The organism is Flavobacterium lipolyticum (assembly GCF_020905335.1).
Taxonomy (GTDB): domain Bacteria; phylum Bacteroidota; class Bacteroidia; order Flavobacteriales; family Flavobacteriaceae; genus Flavobacterium; species Flavobacterium lipolyticum.
In genome coordinates this window covers 894,230-919,289 of sequence record NZ_JAJJMN010000001.1, presented here as the reverse complement: position 1 = coordinate 919,289, position 25,060 = coordinate 894,230, and the positions used below count along the sequence as shown (strand labels likewise).

The window sequence follows — 25,060 nt, the reverse complement described above, 5'->3', positions numbered from 1 at the left end:
CTTACTGCCGCCCTAATTAGGGCGGTTTTTTATTAACTGTTAAATCATACAATTATGGAATTACCGCTATATGATAGTAAAGTTGATTCAACCCGAAACGCTGTTATTTCTAAATGCGAAAAATTCAGATACACTTTATTTCGAAAATGGGATGATTCTAAGCCATTAGTAATGTTTATCATGCTTAATCCGTCTACAGCTGATGCAACTTATGATGATCCGACAATTCGTAGATGTGTAGGTTTTGCTAAAAGTTGGGGTTTTGGTGGATTGTATATTGGGAATTTATTCGCATACCGTGCAACTGATCCTAAAAGTCTTTTGACTTCTGAAAATATAATTGGAGTCGATAATAAGTACTGGCTTGATAAAATGGCTTCCTTATGCGAGAGTGTTGTAGTTGCATGGGGCAATTCTCCTATTTTAAGTAAGCTTGAAAAAAAAATGAGTAGCAATTATAGACCATTGAAGGGTATTGAAAATTTGCACTATATCGAATTTTCAAACGATGGAACTCCTAAGCATCCTCTTTACTTGAAAGGAGATTTGAAACCAAAAAAAGTAGTAGAAATTAACTTTAAATTTTAGAAGTATGGAATTTATAGACGGTGAATTTGAATATGAACATTCTGAATTTGATGATATGGAGATGCCAACACCTTGCCAGAAATGTGATAACTGGTTTGACCTCAACGATGGAGTAGGTTCTGAAAAATGGTATCCTAGAACTGTTATTTGCCCAGAATGTGGTGAAAAGGAACAGACCATTGTTGAACTTGAAAGTGAAATAGAAGATCTTCAGATTGAACTTGAAGAGGCGGAAGGCGATATTGTTTCGGCCAATGAAAGCATTAACTCAGCCAATAAAGTTATAGCGAGAAATACTTCAAAAATAACTGAATTAAAAGACAAACTTAAAGTGCTTGAAAATGAGTGAAGATGTTAAAATTATAGCCATCGGCCCCGACACGGGTAAATTGATTTCAATTATGGAAAGGTTAGCAAAGGAAGCTGGGGTTACACTTATTGATTTTCAGCAGGCATTTGAACGTGCAACAAATCAATTACAAAAGGTCAATGAGTTAAATGAAATTAACATTAATGAATTAGCAACAGCTTTTAATCATTTAAAGAGTGCCCATGAGTTTGATAAGCCAAAGTCGAAGTACATCAACAAACCTCAACGTAATTACAGAAAACGATATTAAAAAAGTAATCATGGAAAATACAATTAAGAATATGGAAATTTTAAAAAAGGTTTTTGATAATATATCAAATTCTCAATTATTAAGTGATGATGCAAAAGCGATTGTAAAAGCTTTTATAGCGAACGAAGTAGAGTTTTTAGATAATAATCCCATAACTGGTGTTGAAATGATCAGTATTGAGCGTGAGAGACAGATCAATGAATTAGGATGGACAAAAGAAGTTCAGGAACAACATCCGGAATGGTATGCAACAAATGAGTTGGCAGATGCAGCAATTTGTTATTTAGTTGATCCTGATCAAAGAGATTCCGCACCTTTTCCGTGGCCATGGGATGAAAAAACCTTTAAACCAACACCAGAAGACAGAATTAGAGAACTTGTAAAGGCAGGAGCTTTAACTGCCGCTCAAATAGATTACGAAATTTTAAAATTACAGCAAAATCATGGCTAGAATACCTCAATTCAGATCGTATAATCCGGAAAGTAAAAAGATGTTTCATGATTTCGACCAAGATATTAAAGAGGTTGGACTTGGAAAAAGTATTCATCAATTTGTTTACGAGACTGGATTATGCTTCGGCACATTAATGCAGTTTTTAGGACTAAAAGATAAAAATGGGAAAACATATTGTCAAGATGATATTGTAAAATACAGAGGTAAATTTTATAGGCTTTCGAAAGGTAACTATATGTTTTTATTAGCTGGATTTAATGAATCGGGACAAGATAATCCTTCTGATTTTTTTAGTGAAGATGCTTTTTTACATGGTGAAATTGTTGGAAACATTTATGAACATCCAGAATTACTTATTGATGTAAAATAATGAAAGTTGTTTTTAAAAACCCGGTTCCTGTGGTTGAAGCAGTTCTTAAATACTACAAATGCATTAACTGTAAATCTGAGTTTAGATGGACAGACGAGTGTTTGAGCCGGACCATGATCGAAGACAAATACAATGATCGAACCGAATGTCTTTGCGAAAAATGCTCAGAATTATATCTAAACAAACACCTTAAAATTTAGAATTATGAATACAAATAATATTATTTCAAATGCGAACTTGGAGTTCAATATTACTTTAAAACTATCAGAATCTGAAGCAAGAGCATTAGAACAGCTTACTGTTTATGGTACAGATGCATTTTTGAAGGTGTTTTACCAACACCTAGGGAAATCAACTTTGGGGCCACAAGAAAAAGGTTTGATATCTCTATTTGAAACTATAAGAAAAGAACTTCCGAAACATTTTAATAAAATGGATAATGTTAGACAAATGTGGAATAGTAAAAAATAAAATCATGAAAAATAAAAGAATTGAAATTAAAAGTGAGCAGGACCTAAACTGTATTCTAAGTGAAATGATCGATGATTTTTTAGAAAGTATGGTTGGCATTGAAAAGTATACAAGAGAGCCAACTGACGAAGAATTTGGAGATTTTGAGTTTTCCGAAATAGACCTCGGATTTATTTATACTCCAAAAGCTATTGATTTACTTGAACGCTACAAAACTAGAGTAAAAAAGATTTTTGCAAAGTATTTTGATGAAGATCGATTTGATTTGAACTTATATAATATCACTTATTCATGAAAACACTATCAATAAAACAACCGTGGGCACATTTGATTTGCACACCAAGAGTAGATAATCCACTTTTAGGGATAAAGGATATTGAAAATAGAACCTGGCAAACGCATTTTCGTGGTAGGATTTATGTTCATGCTTCTGGCTCTCCTGCAAAAGAGCCTTATAAAATATTTACAGACGAACAAGCATCAATATTTATTGATTCATATTTAGATTTTAAAATGCTTGAATCATACAAACAAACTTCTCAAATTATTGGAGAAGTTGAAATTATTGATTGCGTGATAAATCATCCTTCTATTTGGGCCGAGAAAACGGAGGTTATCGGAACCACAGTTGAAGGTGTTCCACTATACAAAGGTAAACCAATCTGGAATTGGGTGTTGGCTAATCCGGTTCTTTATGACAAACCAATCCTAAACGTAAAAGGAAAGCTTTCTTTGTGGGAATATAATAAGGAATTAGTTTTTTAACAGATTGTTATTGTGTGTAATAAATGAATAACTATTAAATCTAATGTATTAAATTTAATAGTTATTTTTGATTAAAGGGGTATTGTAATCAAAAAAATAGTACTACTTTTGTATTGTAAAAAATACAAACCCCCATTTTGTTTTAAATAAAATGGGGGCTTAAATAAAATTACTTTTTGGTTTTTTTTTCGTGATACTTTCTGAGCTCACGTAGAAGTTTACCAGAAACTCCTAGTAATAAAATAAGATAACTAATGTCGATCATTGGGTTATATATTTAAGGTTAGTAATTCAACCTTTCGAAAATGCTTTAGGCTGCAACCTTTAGCATTTTTTTTTGGCAGCTAATGACTTTCATTAGAATTTCAAAGATAGGCTATATGTGAATAATCTTAAAACTTAATTATCAACAATATTTTGTGAGAACTCGACTTGCTAATTCAAAGTATTTTTCTATAGTTTGGTAAAAATAAGACAATAATTGCTATTTAAAGTAGTTTTATATTATTACATGTTATTCTATTTTTTTCGAATGTCGCAATCAAATTTATAGTTATTAGTTTATATTGAATTTCTACGTATTTCCAAGAAATTTTATACTTGGATGTTTTTTTATTATATTTAAAATGTAATTAAATCTAATCTAATAAAGTGCGATTATGAATGACGACATTGCTGAAGAAATATTCGAGATTATTCAAAGAACAGGATACTGTGAGCCAATTACAGATTGGGAGCAAATAAAATGCGCCGTTGTTTTAAAAAACCAAGGATATTTGAATACTCCTCGCGTTAACACTGAAATATATGAGTCTACAGTATTAGGGCAGGAGGTTTTGCAAATTGGGAGTTGGAAAAAATACATCAAAGCAAAAAATAAAAAGCAAAAAAATTTAGAAAGAAAGGAGTATTACGATAGTTTGATGTCAAGACTAAAGTTTTACACATTTTGGCCTGTGCTTATTTTAGGTGCGATTGGAGGAGTAAATAGTATTATCGATGTAGAAAAAAAATATAGAGAAAATACATCAACCCTCCCAGGCTCAGAGGAGGAACAATCCAAACATAATACTTCATACAAAGGCCAAAACAAGTTGATTTATTCTCCTGCAAAAGTTGTCGATACTCTTTACGTTCAGAAGAAAATAAAAAGTAAACATAATTAAGTTTTTTTATTATATTTATCCTATGATGAATAATACAATTATACTTGAAACTTACAGGAAAGAAATTCCAATCGAACCATCTGTGGATTTCGTAGTTAATTTGATTGTAAAAGACAGGCCTATTATTGAATATTTTGGGATAGAATTAGACAACGAAGCTGACTATGTTTCTCGCGAGATGCTACAAAAGATTAGTTTGACGACAATAATAACTATTAATTTTGAAAGTAGGGATGAGATTAACTACAATACTTATACTCCTGATGAAGTGTATGATTTGATTTGCAAATATTTTTCATTTACAATGGAATCTAAAATAAAAATTGATTCTGATGGTAAGGATATAACAATTAATTTTTAACTAAATTTCATTTAGTTGTAATCAACTTCTATTTTGTCAATGTAATTATCGATTTCTGGAAGTAATGTTTTAAAAAGTTCTGTTCTCTTTTCATTAAACAGCTTGGTTTCTTCTTCTTCACCTGCAGCATTTCCGGATTGATTTATTGAATGTCTTATTAATGCATTCAATTTGGCCTGTGTCTCTTGAATATGTTTTCCATACTCTTGTTCCGGATCGAAGAACTCGTCTGAATCATCGTGCTGCACGAATTTGGTTTTAGAATATAATTCCTCCAAAAAGTACTTTGTAAAAGCATTATTCGTCATTCCATTAAAAAAGTCCATTGATTATATTTTTTAAGTTGTTGGAAAAGCAATGATTTTGCTCTCATATGGCAATGCGAAATCGGAAATGTTTTTGGATGGATCTAGCCAGGACAATTCATCCTCTCGTTTTAAAATAATCGGCATACGTTGTTTATGATTGTGCACATAACGCATAAGTTCATTGGCAGCGGTCGTGACCATTGTAAATGTTTTAAAATTAACCCCAGTTAGTGGATTGACCCAATTGTCATACAATCCCGCAAAGCAAAATATTTCGTCAATCTGGGAGGAAATAAAGTACTTTTCTTTTTTAGTACCTTTTACGTCTAACCATCGCCATTCATAGAACCCTGTTGATATTATCAAACATCTATTGGAAGTTATATTTTTATATGATGGTTTAGTATGAATTGATTCAATTCGAGCATTCAAAGTCTTTTTTTTTTGAAAGCTATCGTCTTTTGCCCATGATGGGATTAATCCCCAAGTTGCGTCAGTTGTAACAAAATCGGAGTTATTATTTGTAATAATCGGCAAGTTTGGGTGATCGAATCCACGGACAAACATTCCTTCGTAAAAATTTCCCGTATCATTTACAGCAATGTTAAATCTAATTTTAACATCGCGTCTTGAAGATTTTTGGTCAACATAATAACACATAACTATCTTTTTTCCACTAATTTACAAAAAGTTGCTTATAATCCTTTGCGGCGTTCGTAATAACTTTTTTCCTCTTCTGAAGGTGGAGCTTTTAAATGCATTACATTTTCATAGTATTTAATAATTGCAGCTTCAGTGAGTACTATTTTGTTTCGAACCAATTCAATATCCAACCCAAGCAAAATACAACCTCTTCTAATATCAAGTAGCAATACATGATTAAACATTAGGCTCGATTCTTCATTTAAGAATAATTGTTTGATTGCTTTATATCCGACACTCTTTTCCCCTAATCCAGAAGCCTTCAATAAGTGTGCTTCCACCTCGTTTTTTACTTTGCTATTCATGGCTCAATAATTTATTGGTACAAAATTAGCATAGATTATAACAAGTGCATTTGTACCGAGTGTTCTAAATTGGAACAAATTGGTGAGTAGGATTATTTAGTAGATAAAAAAGGACTTACTGAAGTAAATGATAAGTAAGGTTTTTAAGTATATCTAAGTGATGTTATTGTAGAAGTGGTAAGGAAAGATTCTAGTTATGAAAAAAAAGAAGCACTTATTGTTGATAAAAATAGAGTTAACTTTTGTTCCTAAACTGAGAACATATGTTTTGTTTGTATATATTTGTAAAATAAAAACCACCCTCAATGAGGATGGTTTTGAGCAAATCGGTTTATGACAATTTTATTATTTTTTCCACATTTGTACAACATAAGACATTGTACTGATAATGTTTAAAACAATTGATGAAAAAGTCAACCAATCTTGTGGGTTTTGAAGATCCATAATTAACAAGATTTATAAAAAGCTACAGTTCCAAGGCTGTGGCTTTTTTTTTGGTTTTCGTTGACTACAAAGTTGGCTCTTTTCTGTCGAAAATAAAAGCCTAACTTGTTCACAATTGCCCGTAGTTTTTAACAACAGCGAAAAATTGAGATATTTTTCATACAATATTTATATTGCTGAATATCAGTAATATAAGTTGTTTAGGAGTGTTTTTTTAACCGTAAAATATAGACTTTTTAGAATAAAAAGCAAATAATTCTTACCGATTTATTTCTTTCTAATAGCTTTTGTTTTGAGTGGATTTCTCTTTATTGCCTAAAGCTTATTTGCTAGATCTTTTATAAAGGAAAGTAGATCCTGGTAATTCTTCTCATTGAATGAATGGCGTTCATTCTTCCCGGTCTTTTTGCTTCTAAAAGTGTTATAGGTAATTCCCATTGCTTCGGCCGCTTTAACTCCGCTCATTCCAAAATCATCTAAGACTTTATTTATTTTTTCAATTGGATCCATAATGTGTATATTTGTGCCAAATTTAATTTTAATAATTAAGTTTCCTTTCTACAAAAGGTAAAAACCTCTCTTTCGAGAGGTTTTTTTTTGATAACTTATTCCCAAAGCTTTTTTGCAGTGGCCAGATTCTTTTCGGCTTCATTTACTGCCTTTTTCGCATAGGTTAAAGAAAAAGAGTGTGTACGTTCGTACTTTCCAGACTTAAGACCTTCATGACGCTCTTTTGTTTCTTCCACTTTGTACTCATAATATTCTACGCTTTCAGGCATCGACAGATTAATTAGATGTGCTTTCTGATTCCAGTAGTCAGCTTTACTTTCGTGCTGTTCGGCTATTTTGGTTTGCTCAACTGATTTACTCATTCTGTTATGATTCCTTTCAATTAACGCTCTATGTCGTTTTTCAGAATGATGTCCAATTTTGATTGGTTCGGCCAATACAAGGAAATCTTTGCCTTCGTGGGAAGCTTCCCAATATTCAGTGCTTTTTTTCTCAGCAGATGCGGACCATTTTTGGTATCGATCGGCTTTCTGTTTACAATATTCTTGATAATTGAAGCCATCTGCCCAGACGATTGAATAAAAGAAATTACCATCTTTATCTTTCGCAACTAGATTAAACACAATGCAATCGTGTTCTTTGCCATACTTAGTAGTAAGTGTTATTGTTTCGCCTTTTTCGTGCATTTCAGGGCATTTTGCAACAAAGACATTAGGGGCATATTTTGAGTAAGTATTCATGATGTTATTTTTTAAGGTTTGTTTAAACCCGTCCTTAACGACGGGTTGCTGATTTCTTATTATTTGTTTTGTTCTTCGTGAATAATAAAACTGTAGTCAATAAAGCGTTTTCCTCCAGTCTCTTTGGCTATTGCTTTTGCTCTTTTTCTATAAGTGAAGCCGGTAATGTATTCACCATCATCGCCTTTTTCGCTTTTAATTCTGTAATATGGATATCCAAGTATTACGGCTTTCCACCAGATAATGATTCTTTTGAATGTATATTTTATTATTGTAATCATCGATTTTTGTTTTTAAAGAGAGGTCTTTCGACCTCCCTTGATTAGTAAGTTTAAATTAATTTGAAGTGTTTATTTGAAAATCGGTGCCACTTCTTTACTCCTTTATCGTTCGTAATCTCGAACTGTGTCCATTTAACTCTTAGTACTTCATACTTTTCGTCCTTTGTAAAGCTACTTGCGCCGTGTACGTTGACACATTTTACGAAGTCGCCAGGTTGAACATCTTCTAAATTCCTGAACGTTTCTTCAGTTTTGCGATTGATAAGTTCTTTAACTTCTATCGCCTCTAATCTAATTTGCTCATGGTACTCATTTACAATACCGAGAGCCTTTTCGTACTCTTCTGTAGTAATCATTGTTTTAAAATTTAATTGTTAATAATTGTTTCAATTCTACCATACAAATATACGACGCATTTTTGTGTCGTGAAAGAGAATTGTAAACTTTAACATATTTTGTTATTAAATTATTTAAAATGTTATTTTTGTAAATTAAATGAGGACCGATGAAAACAAACAATTTGACCATATTACAAGAGGCTATTGCGCAGGCATATGTACGGTTAGGGGTTAAGTCAGATGCGTACAAAGAGGCCGGATATTCGTATAAGAATAAGTCTGATAAATCGATTCATGAAGCAGCGTGTAGGGTGTTGGGTAATAGCAAGGTATCGGCAAGGGTAAAAGAATTGCAATCGGTTGTGGCTGATATCGCGAAAAAGGAGTTTAAGATCACTTCTGAAGAGATGCTTCGTCATTTGGATATTCTTCGCCGGGCGCGAATCGATGAGTTTGTCGAGTACTATGAATATGATGTTCCGGTAACTACAACGTCCGGGACCGGAAAGAATAAAGTTGTTACGACGATAATTGAAAAGCGTACTGAGCTAAGGATAAAGTCGTTTGATAAGCTTTCCGAATCGCAAAAGATGTGTATTGAAGGGATAAAGCAGACTAAGTATGGTATTGAGATTAAGCTTCATGGTAAGGAATGGTCTATTGAAAAAATCAATAAGCACATTGGGTTTTATGAAAAGGACAATGAGCAAAAGAATCCAGGTGAAGTTATGGATCCGGACAAACGTGAGGCGAGAATTGCGGCTTTAATGGCAAAGCTAAATGGTAAAGTCTAATTGAAAAATTCATAACAATATATGTTGGTATTAACTAATATATATTGTTATTTTGTATAACTAAAATGATGGGGGAGTAGCTCAGTTGGATAGAGCACTACGCCAGTAATCGAAAGTACTACGTACGAGGTAGATTCAAGTAGAGGTCATTGGTTCAATTCCGATCTTCTCCACAACACTCAAAATAAAGTAGCTGCCGAAAGCACTAAGTAGGAAGAGGTAATAAATGCGAAAGTGTTTCTTAATTGTAAGTAAGATAGGCGGTGAAAAATGAAACAAGCTAATCAATTTTCAATATAAAGTAATTTCATCCTGATAAGCCAGGACATAGAACCATTCGGGCGATCGTTAAATCATTCTATGATACGTGGATTATTGGTGTGGCACGTAGATAATCTGGACCGTTTTGCGTTATGCGATGAGTTATAAGTTGTAATTGCAGTAAACCAGATGTGAAATTACTTTATGTGAAAATTAAAACTACCAAAAAGATGAATATAGAAATTGTAAACGGGCGCATTATTGTCGAAGGAAGAGAAACCATTAATCCGGAAATGATCGGTTACGCTGTATTGGATGCTGTAGAAAATGGTGAAGTAGTTATATGTGAGTCTTCACAGATTGATGAGGTTGTAACTAAAGCTTTCGATGCTGGTTTTAAGGCCTCAGAAGCTTTAAAAGGTATGCAAATTGGAAGTATTAAAGCTGAAGAAAAATTAAAGCCTACAGAAGTAAAATCTTTTCGCTGTCCCTGCGGAGGTATCGTCGGTCCAATGCCGCACAGTTGCAGATAATTAATCAATTTCAAAGATATAGTTAACCAATTTAAATGAATGTCATTAACAGATTCTGAAATATTAGAATTAGAGGAACTTTTGGCGGCACGTGATATTGATATGTCACGTAAACGCCTTACTGCTGTTGATGAGGAAACAAATCCGAATTATACTTTACTTTTCAATGCTATTCAAAACCAAAAATATGAAGAAATTGATGGCAAATCAGAATTAGTTTCCGGATATCGTGGCGCGGGTCTTGAAGGATCATCTCGTTCAGGTAAAACGTGGTCCGGGATTGATATTATTATTTGGTTATGCTTGTTTTATGAACCAAAAGGCTGCACAATCAATATCTATCGTGAAACCTACAATGAGTTTAAGACAACTCTTTATGATGACTTCAAGCGCCGATTAGATGACTATGGATTGCCAAACAAATTCAAAGATAATGATGAAATAAAATCATTTAAGATTGGCAATAGTAAGATCTTTTTTATTGGTGATGGAAAGCATGGTGGTGGGTGTGATTATGCATTCTTTAATGAGGTTATGTTTATCAAGAAATCAGTATTTGACCAGGTTAAGATGCGTTGTCGAAAATTCTGGTGGGCTGATTACAATCCATCTTTTACAGAACACTGGTTCTTTGATAGTGTCCTAAATCGTCCGGATGTTGCATTTTTAAGAACAACATTTAAAGACAACAAATTCATTTCTGCTCAGGAAAGAAACGAAATTCTAATTACTGAACCGTGGAAACCGGGTTCATACATTGTCAAAGACGGTGTTATTCAATGTTACAATAAAGAAACTAATAAGGTTGAACCGTTATCTCCGACCAATCAACCGTTGCCACATCCTGAAAATATAAGGAATGGTACTGCTGATGAAAGTTATTGGCGAATTTATGGTCTGGGTCTAAGAGGTGCAATGAAAGGATTGATTTTTCCATTTGTAAAATGGATTGATAAGTTTCCAGAGGATAAAGCTCCGATATATCCAAATGACTTTGGCTTCACTACTGATCCAAACACTTTAGTTAAATATGCCGAAGATGAATATAACATATGGATTGAACCATTAAGTTATGAACCAATTGAAACTCCTGAAGCACTATCAATGCTTCTTGAAAGTTTAGGAATTGATAAGTCAAAGGATATTATTCCTTGTGATTCGGCCGATAAATATACGGGAGAAAACAAGGGAACTGTTGAGATGGTTAAGGGTTTAAAAAAACTTAAATGGATCAATGCTTACAAAATAAGTAAAACTAAATCAGTTATGTTTTGGTTGGCTTCAATGAAAAAGAAGAAGATTCATATTGTGAAAAATCATCTATATAAGGAAGCTTTAAAGGAACAACAGAATTATAAGATGCGTGAAATCGCAGGTATTTCAATTAATCAACCTTTAGACAAATTCAATCACATATGGGATAGTGCAAGGTATGGTCATATTGCTCATAACTCAAAACCTAAAACTTATACCACAAATGCAGAAACAATTAAATCAGTAAATTATTAGATATGTTAGATATTAAAGGAGGATTGACCTCAAATACAGAAAAGACAATTGAAAAATTGTTTGCTAGTGGCAAAAAGCCTGAAGATATTCAAAATATCAGAAAGGAATTTAACAATAGAGATAGATCTATTCGAGAAAGTCAGGTTGGTAAAACTCAAAAAAATAAAGAGGTTGGTACTGGGGCACAACAACGAACTGTAGTTGCTGTTCGTATTGCAATAAATTTTGCTAAAAAAATATGTCGAGTTGCAACTTCGTTTGAAGTAGGAAAACCAGTAACTCTTATTCCTTCAGAAACAAATAAACTATCACAGTTAATTAAATTACTGTGGAAAACGAACAGGATTGATAGTTTATTGGTAAGGTTTGTATTTCAGAAAAAATCAGAGACACAATCAGCCTTACAGTTTTATATTGCTGATGTAAAGCCTGGCGGACTATTTATGAAAATTATTTCTTTTGTTGGAGCGAAACTTGGCATTAGTTCTCAAAATAAAGAAATTAAGATTGCACTTCTCGAGAATAAAAACGGGAATATGGCACCCTACTTTGATGAGACTGGAGATATGAAAGCTTTTAGTTGGAAATTTACTTCAAGAAATGATGAGGATAAGGATCTTGAAAACGTAATGGTCTGGGATGACTTAACTGTTTACAAATTGGATAATTCAACTGGTAAATTAACAATGTCAGAGGGATACCCAAAACCTCATGGGTTTGATAGGATTCCAATTGTATATGATAATCAAGATGAACCGGAATGGTTTGATGCTTTAGATCCAGTTGATAGATATGAAACTATAATATCAAAACTCGGTGGCTCTAACGATCGTACAGCATATCCATTAATGAAGTTATTTGGTGAACTTAGTTCGTTTCCTGAAGCTGACGATAATGGAAAGATTTTGCAGTTCCCAATAAAAGTAGATGAAGATTCCGGAAAGGAAATTCATGGGGATGCTGAGTTTATGACAAACCCAAATGGCCCAGATAGTATTAAACTTGAACTTGAGACATTAGAAAAAGCAATTTATGGCATAACATCTACACCTGATTTATCTTTTGATAATGTAAAAGGGCTTGGTGCTATTTCTGGAATAGCATTAAAATTAATGTTTTTGGATGCCATGATAAAAGCTTCAATGAATGAAGGTGACAACAGAACTGTTGTTGAAAGGATAATTAATATTATGATGTCAGGAATCACTAAAACAACAAACACTTCATTAGCTGTAGAAAGCAAAAACCTTTACTATGATGTAGTTTTCAATAGTATTCTTCCCGATGATTTAAAGGAGTTGGTTGAGACTATGAGTTCTGCAAAAGAAGCTGGCCTTGTTGCTACAAAAACAGCTGTAGAGCGATTGGGACTTAACGAAGATATAGATGAAGAAATGCAAATGATTGCTTCAGATGCCGCAATAAAAGAGCCTTTGCCAGTAGTTTAGTTTATAAAAATTACATAGTGAACCACTTCGAAAGAGGTGGTTTTTTTTATGTTTTTTATTTTCTTATTTAGAATGATTCTAAATAAGAAAAACTTTATTACTTTTGTTTCTAATATTTAACAATTTAAAATCAATTCTTATGGCAGTTAAACCAGAACAGATTAAGGCACGACTTAAGGTAAAATATCCTAAGGCGAACTTGTCGACTAAAAGGATAGACGCAATTGCGGCTAAACTATGTTTGAAACCAGCAGACGATGCAGATGATGATGCGATTGATGCAGTATTGGAAACAGCTAACGACTTTATGTCTTTTGAAGAAATTGCCCGTGAGGACGATAGAATCAGAACATTAGAGGCGAACCAAAAGCCAAAAACCGAACCAGCTCCATCTCCAGCACCTGCCCCGGATCCTGATCCAAGCAATCCGACCCCTAAACCATCAGAGGAAGCTCCTGCATGGGCGAAGAAAATTCAGGAAGATCTGGAAGCTATTAAATCAGAAAAAATAATTGGATCTAAAACTCAAACGGCCCAGTCAATAATTGACAAGTCAGAAATTTTAAAAGGTCTAAAACCTGAGATAAAAGCGAATTGGCTTAAGAGAATTGACTTGGATTCTGAAACTTCTTTTGAAGATCAAGTAGCAGCTTTAGAAACAGAGTATACTGAACTTGTCCAAGGTGTAGCGGATTCAGGAGATTATGCCGGACGTGCTCCGCAAGGAAAGCCGGACGCTGCAAAATTCTCAGATGCTGAAGCTGAAAAAATTGTCGAAAACATTTTATAAACTTAAAATTACAAAATCATGGCAGGAACTACTGCAAATTTAAGCAACGATCCGGTGTACGGCGACATGGGTAACGAGGGAATCGTTATCCAAAAAGTTGTTGATACAGTTCCGGGAGGTCGAACTTTGGATGTTACTGGATTTACTCCATCGTTCATCCCACAAGGCCACATTGTGATTGAAGAAACGGCAACGGGTATTTTAAAGCCGATGCCGATTTCAGGAACTGCATACGCGGCACTTCCATCTGGTCACACATATAAGTACATCGTAATGGCTGGAATTCCTACAGCAAAACCATTTGCAGGTTTATTGCGAATCGGAACTGTTAACTGGAAAGCTATGAAGTATGATGCTACTTCGATTCTTAGCGCTGTAAAGACGGCGATTCCTTCAATCTATTTTACAAAAGACTAAACTATGTTAAGTATTTTAATTCAATACATCGCGGCCTTTAAGGCAATGATGAAAGCGGTCGAATTACGTGTAAATGGTTCAAAAGATCCTTTGCAATATACGTTCACAACTGAACTTAAGAAAGAGTTCAGCGCTGATATGACATGGAATACCGGAAGCATTGATAACACAGTTGTAACTGTTGATTTCGTTGCAATGGATTCTGATTTGCCTTTGGCAAAATGGGATAAATTAGGAGTAGCTACTGGTGAGGTTCCTAAGTTTGGTAAGAAAATCGTTCTCTCTGAAAGGCTTTTGAGCGATATCGACAATATGATTGCCAAAAGCGCAGACACTGCTACTGTTGCTGAAAAATTATTTTCAGGGGCAGTTAAGTTGGTATCTGGTGTTGCTGAAACAATGCAGTTCAGATATGATCAGGCATTATCTTCTGGTTTAATGTTGGTAGATGATGAAACTAATGTTGGTACAGGTTTCAGAGTTAACTTCCGATATCCAAATTCTAATAAATTTGGTGTTGTCTTGCCTTGGTCAGATCCTAATGCAAAACCATTGAACGATATATCACGTATTCTAAAAGCGGCAAAAGCAAAAGGAGATGTAATTTCAATCTTAAAGATGGATGATGCAACCTTTGATAACTTTTCAAGAAATAACCAGGTAAGAGAACAATTTGCATTTTACAACAATTACGTTGGTGCTGTTCAAAATGTGCCATCACTTGATTTGGAAAAAGTGAATTTAATGTTAAAGAATAACAGTCAGTTCAAAATTCAAATTCAGATTATGGACCGTACGGTAACTTACGAAAGAAATGGTGTAAGAACTACTGTTCCAACTTGGACACCAAACAAAGTTGTATTTCTTACTTCAACAAAAGTAGGCCGTCTTGTGTGGAGTAAATTAGCAGAAGCCAGTAGACCTTCCAAAAAGGTTGAATATACCTTTGTTGATCAATACATCATGACTAAGCTTTGGAGAGATGAAGAGCCATTCGCTGAAAACATTTCTGTTCAAGGTTTAGCACTTCCAATCATCGACAATGTTGGTAGTATCTACTTGCTAGATGCAGAAGAAGCTGTTATTGATTCTCAAACTGAAGGGGATGCCAATTTCAATTACAAAACTGTTAACTATACAAAAACTTCTGTGATTGCTGCTATTAATATGGCGACTGGAAAAACAACTGCTAAAGCAAATAATGCAGATACAACACTTCAGAAATACATCAACGAATTAACTGAAGAACAGGTATTGATTTTCGAAGCAAACATTGTAGCATCGGTATAGTATGTACAGTCAAGAAGCAATAGATGTGCTCATAAACCGAATTGGTTGGTCAGAATTATCTTCTGGCCTTCCATTCAGTTTGTCACAAGAGAACAAAACTGCTGACTCTAAAAAAATGTTCAATTGGTATCACTCACTTGTTTTGATTGATAATGTTTATGCAGCGGTTCCGGAAGTTGAAATGTCAGATGTAAAGTTTAATGATTATCTATTTGAGGTTAAAAAACAGGCAGTATTGACAGTTCTATCGTCTATTCTTGATACGCATGAAGATTATCTTCCCGATTTTGATTATGCGAATGTTATAACGCAAAGGTCAGTTTTATTTGATGATAGCATCGGTTATGCTGTTGCAATAAAAATGATCGAATTGTTTCTTTCTACAACACGTTCGAACTTCAATGAAAGAAGTGCAAAAATGAGCTATCAAGCATTGAAAGTTGAGTTGGAAGGGGCAAGGAATGACAATGGACACTTCATTGCAAAAGGCCTTGTTTACAAGCTTGAACAAAGCATTCGAAAAGCACAAAAAATAATTTTCCCCTATAGAGTAATAGTTAACGGACCTTCAGTTTGGTAGAATATGAATCATACAATTGTAAAACCAAAAGGGATTGATAAAGAAATCCAAATTATTCAAAATGCTTTGTTTTCAAAACTAGACTGGCCCAAAATGGATATTTATGGACGTGTTCATAAAAACTTATCAAAGGATAAAGGTTTTGTTCCTGAGTTCTATATGGGTAAAAATGAGTACAAGGATGTATTCACAAATGATTTACAGGCCTCAAATATCTTTTTCATTGACGACGATACTCATACTACCGAAAACCGGGTATTTTATTTCAGCGATGTTAAGATTGTGTTTATGGTTGATCTAAAAAAGATCAAACCAAACATAAATCACCGGGCTGATATGGAAGTTGAGGTTGAGGCACTGAAAATAGTGAAACAACATAGAATGTTCCAGATTGACGGATTTGAAAAGGGGGTTGAAACTGTTTTTAAAGGGTTCAATATTGATCACATAAAAAAGCTGAACATACAGCCTTATCATGTGTTCGCCTTGACTGGAAAATTGAAGTACAAAATTAATTGTTAATTAAAAAATAGAAATCATGGTTTACCAAGAGTGTAAAAACAAGAAGAAAGCCAAAAAAAACACTGGTGCCAAAGAGCAGTGTCTTGAAGGGCTTACAATTAAAACCGCGGTGCACGAACCGGGATTTACTTTTGATAGCATCGAAGATGCAAAGGATAAGACAAAATGGAATGCTGCGGTTGCCGATAAACAAATAATTCCTTTATATGAGGTTGAGGAATTGGCCTCCGCAAATACGGAAGATACCGTTTTTGAAGGAAGACGAAACCAGTACATTACTTCAACTGGTAAAAAAGTAACTACCTACAATAGTTTTCTAAGCCTTTGTTCACATTCTGCACTTAAAACTTATCACAAAGCTGATTTAGGATTGTTTGAGTTTACAGAAGATGGTGCAATCAAAGGCGTAATTAATGAAGATGGAACTGTAAAAGGCCAGGCAATTGTTATGAATGTAGGTAAGCGTATCGATCCGACTTCAGATAGACCGGCATCAACTCAAGTAACACTTAATTACAAAGATTACAACGAGTTTGAAGATGATGGTGCGATTTTACGCCCAGAGGGTTGGGGTGCCGATGATATCTTTGGAATCTTTGACGTCACACTTAAACAAGTATCAGCTTCAGCTTCAGAAATTAAATTCACTGCAACAGATGGTTGTTCTGGTGGCGATGAAGAGATTACCTCATTTGTGGGCTTAAACTTTATATTGAGAGATACATCTGGGGCAGTTGTAACACATTCATTTGTGCCGGCAGCTCCTGATGGTATTTATACGCTCACAGGAACAGGATTCACTGATGGGTTTACTTTATCCCTAAAAGGTGTTGTTACTCAAACTGGGACTGGAACTTCTTACGAGACGCCAACTCCTTTAGTAATTAAAGTAACTCCTTAATGCCAGAATATAGAGGGATCATTTTTGCGGAGGGCTACAACAAGCCCTTCGCAGAATTTAAAGAAGAGTTTGCTTCAACACATATCTTTAAAGAAATCCCATCCGCAGAAAGAGAAGCCGAATTGATAAAAGCACACAAAATCGCTACCAATGGCAACATTTCAGCAACAGTTAGAAAGGGCAAGGAAACTGAAACCGAAAAAGCTGGAGATTGATCTTTTTAAATTCATCAGAAGTATCGAAAAAGATTTACTGGATATTCAGAAAAAAAGAATTTCACAAGACAGTAAAGATATTTTCGGAAATCCAATAGGTTTTTATTCATACTGGACAGAAGTAATTACAGACGGCAGGAAAAAACAGGGACAGCCCTTTACCGGTATTGATTCCGGAGATTGGATGAAAGGTTTTTACATGCAAGAAGTTTCTGGAGTGTTGAGGTTTAGTTCAAGAGACCCTAAAAATCAAGACATTTTAAATAGTGATCACTGGCTTTCCGATGAACTTTTTGGACTTTCTGACAAAGAATTAAAGGAAGTAATCACATCCAGATTACTTCCTTTTTTTATTAAAAACTCACGCGACATACTTAACTTATGATTTACGATTCTTTAGATACAATCCCATACAAGACATTTCTTAAAATAGTAGAGACTGGAAACCTGTCTCTTCTTTCTCGTACAGAAACAAAAGAGGAAATTCTAATAGACACCTGGGCCGCAATTTATGAAGAACATGTAAATCGAGAAAATGCAACTCCACAAGGAAAGAAATTATTCAGGATTTCCAAAGAGATAGAGTCTTTAGAATATCAACTTAAAGTTGTCCTGTTTTCATGTGATGCTTTGAAGTTCGAGTATGATGAAGATTTAGATAATCTCCTAACAGTTGAATATGGTTTCATTTTAAGAACAACAGATGAGGTAGTCTACTACGAAGATATTGCCCAAATAGAGCGTGAGTCAAAGGCTTTTAAAGTAAAGATTGGGGTTCTTAAACAACATCTTCCAAAGTTAGAAGCAGGACAACAATACACTATTGATGATATCCTGGCTTCCTACTGTTCAATATTAGGCTTTCACATCGGAGATTTTAACTCTATAACGTACAATGCTTATTTCGGGTATGAAAAGCAGGTAAATGCTAAGATAGAAGCAAGCAAAAAACAAGAGACTACAAAAAAGAAGTAAAATGGCAAACTCAAAAGGAATAATTACTCGTAAAGAAATCATTGAAGAGGAAGCTTTGACATGGGGACCTGAGTATGCTAAACAAACTCAAATTGCCATTGATAAAAACAAGGAGTTCGTTCAAGGTATTCTTCAGATTGCGACTATTCAAAAACAAATTAAAGAAGCATCAAGTAATTCAACATACAATGCAGCTTTGCAACAAGGAATTTTGGCAACTCAGAAAGCGATACTTGCTATAAAGGAGCGAGAAGCAGCCGAAATATCGGGTAATAAAATTAGGATGTCTACAATTGCTCTTGAAGAAAAAGAACGTAAAGCAAAGGAGTCATCCAATAAAGCAACATTAGAAGAAAAAATTCTTCTTGCAGAAACTAACAAGCAATTAAAACAGGCTGCAAGAGAGCGACTCGGACTTGTTGGCGCGTATGGTAAATTGAACCAAGCCAGGCTTGATGCTCAAAAACGTTTGGCTGAATTACTTTCTGCGGAGAAGAAGAATACCGCGGAAATCATTGTTGCACAAGCAGAGTTTGATAAACTTGATGCCAGAGTTAAGGCTGTCGATGCCGCAATTAGAAATTATACCAAGAATATTGGTAATTATGGCAGTGCGTTCGAAGGTCTCCGAGGAACTTTAAAAGACTTGATTGCAACTTTTGGACTTGTTACCGGTTTAGAATTATTCGGAGTAGTTGTAAAAGATATTTTTAGTATCGTTTTAGATTTTGACAAACAGTTAATCGCGGTTGGCAAAACTACCAATATGACTGGAGAAGAGTTAAAACAATTTGGGCGAGATCTTGTTGATTTAGGAGACAAGAGCAATGGTATTACAGTTGCTGGTCTTATCGAATCTGCAGAGGTTGCCGGTCAGTTGGGTGTAACTGGTACCGCAAACATTCTAAAATTTTCATCTGCCATTGAAAAATTAAAATTGACCTCAGATATTGACTCTGAAGAAGGTGTCGCACAATTTGCAAAGTTTATTGAGGTATCATCTGACAGTTTTGAAAATGCAGATCGATTGGCCTCAGTAATTACTCAATTAGGAAACTCTTTTTCAACTACAGAAAAGGAAGTGTTATCCAACTCAACAGAAATTCAAAAAGGGGTTGCAGTATATAATACTTCGGCACAGGGAGTTTTGGCGTTGGGAGCGGCAACTTCATCTTTGGGATCTGAGGCAGAAGTTTCAGCAAGTTCAATTCAGAAAACATTTGGAGTAATTAATCAGTCCATTGCAACTGGAAAGAATTTGGAATCAATTCTAAAACTAACCAATTTAACCCAAAAGGAACTTTCAAAACAATTCAACCAGGATGCCACCGGTGTCTTTGTAAAGTTTGTTAAAGGTTTGAATGCTGCCAAAAAAGAAGGACAAAATTTAGCTATTGTACTTGGTGAATTGGGATTAGATGAGGTTAGATCATTTAAAACGATCGGTTCACTGGCAGCAAATTATGATTTATTGGCGAGTGCAATGGCTCAAGCAAAGAAAGAGTATGAGGAAAATGTTGCATTAAACAAGGAAGTCGAAGCTGCTTCCGAGAGTTTATCTTCTATTCTGGCTGACATAAATGATCGCTGGGAAGCATATGTTTTAATGGCAAATGACGCTAGTTCCGGCTCCATTTACTTGGCTAAAGTCTTAAAGTTTGTGAGAGATAACTTTAAGGAAATTATGGATTTCATAGTAAAATTTGGAACTGTCTTGATTACTTACATAGGGACTTTGCGAACTGTAAATTTTGTTATGGTAACCTATAGTGCGTTACAGGCAGCGGCAACTGCAGCACAGATTCGATTTGCATTAGCAACCGGTATTGGTACAAGATCCATTCTTGCTCAAGCAGCTGCGGCCAGACAAGCAATGGTTGCTCAGGAAGGTTTAAATGTTGCAACAAAGGCTACTCCGTGGGGCTTGATATTGGCTTTTTTGTCAGCAGCGGTTGTTGCGTACATGGTTTTTAATGACGAGATGAGTGATGCAGAAAAAAACATTAAAAAAATTGTCGATGCAAATAAAGAATTAGAGGATTCTGAAAAAGCGTTTTCTGATGCCCGGGATCAATCAAATAACGAAAGATTTAAAGAAATTGAACAAGATATAAAGCTTAGAAAGGCACAGGGGGAAAATTCGGATAAATTGGACAAAGAAGAAATTGCCAGAAAGAAAAAGATTCTGATAGCCTCTTTGGAAGTTTTTACTGAGTTGAAAAAAGCGGAAGCTGAAAGAACCCAAACGGAAATTAATAGTTCAAGACAGCGTATTGCACAGTTTCAAATAGAAAAGAACTACCTCGAAAAAGGAAACTGGCGTGTTAGTAAAGAAGGCCACAATAGCGATGAACTTGATGATCTTATTAAAACTGAAAGAGATAAAATAGCATTCAAAAAGGCAACCGGAATAAAAAATGCCCAATTAACAACTGAAGAACAAAAGAGACTTGCTAAGCAGTTAGAAGATTTGGATAAAGATGCTGCAATTAAAGATGCTGAGTTTAAAAAGGAAATGAGCAAGAAGGAATTGGCTGCTTTAAGAAAGAGATTAAAGGATGCTTTTGAATTGTGGAAAAAAGGACTTGAAGATCAGTTTAAATTACAACAGTTTCGTCTTCAGGCCGCTTTAGATATGGATGATGAAATATTGGGTAATGATAAAATATCATATGATAAAAGATTGGATGCATTATCAAATTACAACCAGTTAGCATCTGAGCGAATAAGAAATGCTGCAGAGTTTGAATTGTTTCAATTAGGGAAATACAATGAGAAAACGGGAAAGCTTATGCGCGAACTTTCTGATTTGGAAATTAAAGAACTTTTGGAGACTGGTAAGATAAAGAAAGATTTAACAAACGCTCAGAAGTTAATCTTGGAAAAGTACCAAGATGATCAGAAAAAGCTAACATTAAAAGGGGCGAAAGATCGTCAAAAGATAATTGATAGCGAAGTTGAGGCACTTAAGAACAGGAATGATGCTGAAGTATTGGGTTATGATACGAAACTAAATAAGGCACTGGAGGCTGAAAATATTTTATTCAATGCTTCATTGAAAAAAAACACAAATCTGGAAGAAGCGCAAGAAGAACATGAACGTAAAATTCTTGAGATTAAAAGAGCCTTTGCAAAAGAAGGTTTGAACGTGCAAATTAAAGCAATTGAGGATCTTTTAAGTGCGCAAGACCGGATTCCTGCTAATGAAAGAATTTCAGCCGAAAAAAGAGCGCAGATTGAAAATGAGCTTTCAAAGCTTAAAACTGAACTTTCTGAAATTGATATAAATAATAACGATAAAGCAACAAAAATAAAGCTGTTTTTGGAGTCAAAGAATTTCAAAGATATCGAAGAAAAGGCTAATGAATTTAATCAGGTACTTTCAAATTTAGGAAATGCAATTTTTGACCGCAGAGTACAAAACATTGAAATTGAGCAGGCAAAAAATGATGAGTATTACGCACGACAGATTGAATTGGCAGGTAAAGATGAACGTCAAAAAGATATTCTGCAAAAGGAACGTGATAAAAAAAATGATGCTTTAGAAAAGAAGAAGCGTAAGGAGCAAGAAAAACAAGCAATTTTCAACAAAGCTTTGGCAATTACAGAAGCAAGTTTTAACACTGCAAAGGCAGTTACTTCAGCACTGACTGCTGGACCAGGAATTGGGTTAGCACTTGCGGTAATTACTGCAGCGGTAGCAGCTGTTCAGTTAGCAGCTATTGTTGCAACGCCAATTCCAAAATATAAAGATGGACGTAAAGGAGGACCAAAAGAAATTGCAATGATCAATGATGGTATTGGACCATCCGGAGGTTATGTTCAGGAAGTAATCGAACGTAAGTCGGGAGCAATTGAAGTGCCAACTGGAAGTAATAAAATAGTTCAACTATACGAAGGAGATAGTGTGCATAAATCAGTAGACGATTTTAATAAAATTCAACGTGCCTCAATAATGGCAAGTCTTAATATGCAAGGGCAAAAAATGAGTGATTTTCAAGCGACTCAATATTTTGAGACTGCGTACGGGAAAGAAATGCTTGAGGAAATGAGGTTGACAAGAAAAGCAATCCAGAATCAAAAACAAACAGTTATTAACGTACCGAAAATAGATATTCCACATGAAATATGGAAGTCTAAAAATACAAATTGGAACTAATGGCAGAAATAAATCCACAATATAACGATCGCGTTCAGTATATCTTAAAAAGTAAAGAGATGGGTGAACTTATTATTGTCGAACCGATTGGCTGGAACGATGATAATAAAGAGTATTCCAGGAACGAAGAGTACCACGGTATTTTTCCAAAATTCTCCAATTCATTGCAATTTGTAAAAGAAGGTGCTGAGTATATTCAATTGGGGTATGATATCTATGGAATTATGATGGAAATTGAGTTGATCAGAAACGAGAGACATCCGCAAACAGATGTTTGGACACTTACTTACTCCGGATATCTTGATCTGTCAACATGGGGCCGTTCCAATGGTCAAGTTAAAGTAAAATTTAACTCTGGAGGACTTGAACAAGAACTTAAAGCAAGAAATTCGGAAACAGTTGAGGTTGATCGGACTACTACAATCAATGATTCCGTAATCCCAGAGCTGGAAACTATAGATGTGGAACTTGATGGTAGAAAAATCTTTCTTCAAACAAAATTTGTAACCAAGGAAAGTGAAAACTCTATTCAATTAGTTAATACTTCAACTGACGGTAATACGAGAGGCTCAACGATTTCCGTTCCAATGGCTCTAATCAATAAGTCTCATGAAAGTGCGCAAGCGCCCATTGCGGGATCTTTAGTTGGTGATAATTCTTGGGACAGGACTGGAAACGGGAGTGCAAGCAATTTGTTTTTTGCTCTATCTGATCGTGACCGGGATTTAAAAGTAAAGTTAAAGTTACAATTCAAAGTGAATATTAACACATTTGATGATATTCAGAATTTTAAGTTTTGCGTTAGATTGGCAACATACAAAAATGGAGGAGATCTTGTTTTAAAAGAAAATAGATTTTTGTTTGAGAAAACTTCACATTCAGATTTGCATGACAAGACATTTCAGATTGATTTTGATGATACTATAAAGATTCTTGAGAAAGAAAGCTTAGGATTGCTTTTTGATCAAAATGTTGATTTTGCCAATACCAGATCACAAAGACTTGAAATTTCAGCTGAAAATATAGTTTGTAATTTGGATATTGATGAAGAAAGTTTTGAGGAAAAGTCCACAACAAAAGCAATATTAGCACATGAATTAGCAGATAGGTTGGTAACCATCGCTACTAATAAACAAGGAGTTTTTTACTCTGACTATTTTGGGCGAAAAGATTTAGGATATCCAGTTGACGGAAAGGGCGCATACATAGGATTTACGCACGGTTTCTGGGTCCGAAAGTTCGATAAATTTCCATTACCACAAGGTGAAACCAGTACTTCACCAAAAATCACAAATTTGTTTAAACCGGTAACGACTTCTTTTAGTGATTTCACAACGTCAACGAAGGCAGTTTTCAATTTGGGGATTGGAATCGAAAATATAGGGAACAAGGAAAGAGTACGTATAGAGGAGTTGAGTTATTTCTATAATAAAAATGTAACAATCAGGCTTCCAAATCAGGTTAAAAATGTGGACCGGAATGCGGCTCCGGATAAATACTATTCAGCAATTGAAATTGGCTATGAAAAAGGAGGAGATTATGAAGAAGCATTTGGATTGGATGAATTCAATGTGAAGTCCAATTACTCAACTTACATAAGCCGATTAAAGAATACCTACACTCAGATTTCAAAGTACAGAGCTGATAGCTATGGGATGGAATTTGCACGAAGAAAACCAAAGTCATTGAATGAAACTGAAGATTCGAGTTATGATGAGGACATCTTTTTTCTTGATCTTAAAAAATCGGGATCAAATACGTTTTCTCAACGTAAATGGCAGGACGATTTTGATAAGGCACCGAGTGGTATTTTCAGTCCAGATACTGCGACTAATCTTAGACTATCACCAGTAAATTCCCTGTTGCGCCACGGGTGGTGGATTTCAGCTTCAGTGATAAAGTATGCTACGAACAAATTAAAATTTGGCTCATCAACAGCAAACAGACAACTTAAAACTCAGCGTTCAGGAAGGCATGAGTATGCGGAAAATGGCGACATTATCAACGCGGAACTTGAGCCAGCTAGATTCATTCCGGAAACTATCGACTTTGAGCATGTGTGCGATTTTGACGTGATGCAGCAAGTTAACGGAAGTACAATGATTTTGGGTAAGAAAGTTATGAATTTGTACGGACTTGTCGAATTCATAAATGAAGACGGTCAAAAAGAGAAAGGTTTTTTGTTAAACTTAAAGCCAAATGGAAAAGGATCTTGGAAAGTATTAAAATTTAATAGATAAATC

Annotated in this window: 32 protein-coding genes and 1 tRNA gene; 26 read left to right on the top strand and 7 right to left on the bottom strand. The window is 34.8% G+C overall.

The window, feature by feature from the left end; genetic code table 11:
- Positions 1-54 precede the first annotated feature (54 nt).
- The 10 genes from LNQ34_RS04110 (at position 55) to LNQ34_RS04065 (ending at position 4,795) form a co-directional block, all read left to right on the top strand.
- Complete coding sequence (locus LNQ34_RS04110) at positions 55-588, top strand: DUF1643 domain-containing protein (RefSeq protein WP_229998746.1); 534 nt, start codon at positions 55-57, stop codon at positions 586-588.
- Between the two features lie 4 nt (positions 589-592).
- Positions 593-937, top strand: a complete 345-nt coding sequence (locus tag LNQ34_RS04105; protein WP_229998745.1) for a coiled-coil domain-containing protein — start codon at positions 593-595, stop codon at positions 935-937.
- Positions 930-1,208 carry a hypothetical protein gene (locus tag LNQ34_RS04100; RefSeq protein ID WP_229998744.1) on the top strand — a complete coding sequence of 93 codons (279 nt, stop codon included), beginning with the start codon at positions 930-932 and terminating at the stop codon, positions 1,206-1,208. Before LNQ34_RS04105 ends, LNQ34_RS04100 begins: the two co-directional genes overlap by 8 nt.
- 10 nt (positions 1,209-1,218) lie before the next feature.
- Positions 1,219-1,659, top strand: a complete 441-nt coding sequence (locus tag LNQ34_RS04095; protein WP_229998743.1) for a hypothetical protein — start codon at positions 1,219-1,221, stop codon at positions 1,657-1,659.
- The gene (locus tag LNQ34_RS04090; protein ID WP_229998742.1) at positions 1,652-2,032 is read left to right on the top strand and encodes a YopX family protein; all 381 of its coding nucleotides are present in this window, start codon (positions 1,652-1,654) and stop codon (positions 2,030-2,032) included. The genes LNQ34_RS04095 and LNQ34_RS04090 overlap by 8 nt, the downstream gene beginning before the upstream one ends.
- A gap of 204 nt (positions 2,033-2,236) precedes the next feature.
- Positions 2,237-2,503: a hypothetical protein gene (locus tag LNQ34_RS04085; RefSeq protein ID WP_229998741.1), complete on the top strand. Its 267-nt coding sequence runs from the start codon at positions 2,237-2,239 to the stop codon at positions 2,501-2,503.
- Between the two features lie 4 nt (positions 2,504-2,507).
- Positions 2,508-2,798 carry a hypothetical protein gene (locus LNQ34_RS04080; protein WP_229998740.1) on the top strand — a complete coding sequence of 97 codons (291 nt, stop codon included), beginning with the start codon at positions 2,508-2,510 and terminating at the stop codon, positions 2,796-2,798.
- Positions 2,795-3,268, top strand: coding sequence for an ASCH domain-containing protein (locus LNQ34_RS04075; RefSeq protein ID WP_229998739.1), 474 nt, complete (start codon positions 2,795-2,797; stop codon positions 3,266-3,268). The genes LNQ34_RS04080 and LNQ34_RS04075 overlap by 4 nt, the downstream gene beginning before the upstream one ends.
- 659 nt (positions 3,269-3,927) lie before the next feature.
- Complete coding sequence (locus tag LNQ34_RS04070) at positions 3,928-4,434, top strand: hypothetical protein (RefSeq protein ID WP_229998738.1); 507 nt, start codon at positions 3,928-3,930, stop codon at positions 4,432-4,434.
- 22 nt (positions 4,435-4,456) lie between these two features.
- Complete coding sequence (locus LNQ34_RS04065; RefSeq protein WP_229998737.1) at positions 4,457-4,795, top strand: hypothetical protein; 339 nt, start codon at positions 4,457-4,459, stop codon at positions 4,793-4,795.
- A gap of 11 nt (positions 4,796-4,806) precedes the next feature.
- Here LNQ34_RS04065 and LNQ34_RS04060 read toward each other — a convergent pair whose 3' ends face one another.
- The 7 genes from LNQ34_RS04060 to LNQ34_RS04030 all read right to left on the bottom strand — a co-directional run bounded on the left by LNQ34_RS04060 (position 4,807) and on the right by LNQ34_RS04030 (position 8,441).
- Positions 4,807-5,121, bottom strand: coding sequence for a hypothetical protein (locus LNQ34_RS04060; protein ID WP_229998736.1), 315 nt, complete (start codon positions 5,119-5,121; stop codon positions 4,807-4,809).
- A gap of 12 nt (positions 5,122-5,133) precedes the next feature.
- Complete coding sequence (locus tag LNQ34_RS04055; protein ID WP_229998735.1) at positions 5,134-5,763, bottom strand: SOS response-associated peptidase; 630 nt, start codon at positions 5,761-5,763, stop codon at positions 5,134-5,136.
- A gap of 35 nt (positions 5,764-5,798) precedes the next feature.
- Complete coding sequence (locus tag LNQ34_RS04050; protein ID WP_229998734.1) at positions 5,799-6,110, bottom strand: hypothetical protein; 312 nt, start codon at positions 6,108-6,110, stop codon at positions 5,799-5,801.
- 759 nt (positions 6,111-6,869) lie between these two features.
- On the bottom strand, positions 6,870-7,064 hold the full coding sequence (locus tag LNQ34_RS04045) for a hypothetical protein (protein WP_229998733.1): 195 nt from the start codon (positions 7,062-7,064) through the stop codon (positions 6,870-6,872).
- Between the two features lie 95 nt (positions 7,065-7,159).
- Positions 7,160-7,804, bottom strand: coding sequence for a DUF3560 domain-containing protein (locus tag LNQ34_RS04040; RefSeq protein WP_229998732.1), 645 nt, complete (start codon positions 7,802-7,804; stop codon positions 7,160-7,162).
- A gap of 59 nt (positions 7,805-7,863) precedes the next feature.
- Positions 7,864-8,085 (bottom strand): hypothetical protein, encoded by a 222-nt coding sequence (locus tag LNQ34_RS04035; protein WP_229998731.1) that lies wholly within the window; start codon positions 8,083-8,085, stop codon positions 7,864-7,866.
- Positions 8,086-8,135: 50 nt separating this feature from the next.
- Positions 8,136-8,441, bottom strand: coding sequence for a hypothetical protein (locus LNQ34_RS04030; protein ID WP_229998730.1), 306 nt, complete (start codon positions 8,439-8,441; stop codon positions 8,136-8,138).
- A 149-nt stretch (positions 8,442-8,590) separates the two neighbouring features.
- On the opposite strand from LNQ34_RS04030, the gene LNQ34_RS04025 reads away from it, so the two are divergent.
- The 16 genes from LNQ34_RS04025 to LNQ34_RS03950 all read left to right on the top strand — a co-directional run bounded on the left by LNQ34_RS04025 (position 8,591) and on the right by LNQ34_RS03950 (position 25,057).
- Complete coding sequence (locus LNQ34_RS04025) at positions 8,591-9,217, top strand: terminase small subunit (protein WP_229998729.1); 627 nt, start codon at positions 8,591-8,593, stop codon at positions 9,215-9,217.
- 70 nt (positions 9,218-9,287) lie between these two features.
- Positions 9,288-9,390 (top strand) — tRNA-OTHER (locus LNQ34_RS04020).
- A gap of 318 nt (positions 9,391-9,708) precedes the next feature.
- Positions 9,709-10,011: a hypothetical protein gene (locus LNQ34_RS04015; RefSeq protein ID WP_229998728.1), complete on the top strand. Its 303-nt coding sequence runs from the start codon at positions 9,709-9,711 to the stop codon at positions 10,009-10,011.
- 39 nt (positions 10,012-10,050) lie between these two features.
- Positions 10,051-11,520, top strand: coding sequence for a phage terminase large subunit (locus LNQ34_RS04010; protein WP_229998727.1), 1,470 nt, complete (start codon positions 10,051-10,053; stop codon positions 11,518-11,520).
- A 2-nt stretch (positions 11,521-11,522) separates the two neighbouring features.
- On the top strand, positions 11,523-12,968 hold the full coding sequence (locus tag LNQ34_RS04005) for a phage portal protein (RefSeq protein ID WP_229998726.1): 1,446 nt from the start codon (positions 11,523-11,525) through the stop codon (positions 12,966-12,968).
- Between the two features lie 139 nt (positions 12,969-13,107).
- Positions 13,108-13,758: a hypothetical protein gene (locus tag LNQ34_RS04000; protein ID WP_229998725.1), complete on the top strand. Its 651-nt coding sequence runs from the start codon at positions 13,108-13,110 to the stop codon at positions 13,756-13,758.
- Between the two features lie 18 nt (positions 13,759-13,776).
- Positions 13,777-14,175 (top strand): hypothetical protein, encoded by a 399-nt coding sequence (locus LNQ34_RS03995; RefSeq protein WP_229998724.1) that lies wholly within the window; start codon positions 13,777-13,779, stop codon positions 14,173-14,175.
- Between the two features lie 3 nt (positions 14,176-14,178).
- Entirely contained in the window at positions 14,179-15,465 is a 1,287-nt protein-coding gene (locus LNQ34_RS03990; RefSeq protein ID WP_229998723.1) for a major capsid protein, read from the top strand.
- Position 15,466: 1 nt separating this feature from the next.
- Positions 15,467-16,045, top strand: a complete 579-nt coding sequence (locus LNQ34_RS03985) for a hypothetical protein (protein WP_229998722.1) — start codon at positions 15,467-15,469, stop codon at positions 16,043-16,045.
- A 3-nt stretch (positions 16,046-16,048) separates the two neighbouring features.
- Positions 16,049-16,567: a hypothetical protein gene (locus LNQ34_RS03980; protein WP_229998721.1), complete on the top strand. Its 519-nt coding sequence runs from the start codon at positions 16,049-16,051 to the stop codon at positions 16,565-16,567.
- Positions 16,568-16,583: 16 nt separating this feature from the next.
- Positions 16,584-17,468 carry a hypothetical protein gene (locus LNQ34_RS03975; protein WP_229998720.1) on the top strand — a complete coding sequence of 295 codons (885 nt, stop codon included), beginning with the start codon at positions 16,584-16,586 and terminating at the stop codon, positions 17,466-17,468.
- Positions 17,468-17,683: a hypothetical protein gene (locus LNQ34_RS03970; protein WP_229998719.1), complete on the top strand. Its 216-nt coding sequence runs from the start codon at positions 17,468-17,470 to the stop codon at positions 17,681-17,683. Before LNQ34_RS03975 ends, LNQ34_RS03970 begins: the two co-directional genes overlap by 1 nt.
- Positions 17,619-18,068, top strand: a complete 450-nt coding sequence (locus tag LNQ34_RS03965) for a hypothetical protein (RefSeq protein WP_229998718.1) — start codon at positions 17,619-17,621, stop codon at positions 18,066-18,068. Before LNQ34_RS03970 ends, LNQ34_RS03965 begins: the two co-directional genes overlap by 65 nt.
- The gene (locus tag LNQ34_RS03960) at positions 18,065-18,658 is read left to right on the top strand and encodes a hypothetical protein (protein WP_229998717.1); all 594 of its coding nucleotides are present in this window, start codon (positions 18,065-18,067) and stop codon (positions 18,656-18,658) included. Before LNQ34_RS03965 ends, LNQ34_RS03960 begins: the two co-directional genes overlap by 4 nt.
- Before the next feature lies 1 nt (position 18,659).
- On the top strand, positions 18,660-22,817 hold the full coding sequence (locus LNQ34_RS03955; RefSeq protein WP_229998716.1) for a hypothetical protein: 4,158 nt from the start codon (positions 18,660-18,662) through the stop codon (positions 22,815-22,817).
- Positions 22,817-25,057: a hypothetical protein gene (locus LNQ34_RS03950; RefSeq protein ID WP_229998715.1), complete on the top strand. Its 2,241-nt coding sequence runs from the start codon at positions 22,817-22,819 to the stop codon at positions 25,055-25,057. The genes LNQ34_RS03955 and LNQ34_RS03950 overlap by 1 nt, the downstream gene beginning before the upstream one ends.
- The last annotated feature ends 3 nt before the right edge of the window (positions 25,058-25,060 follow it).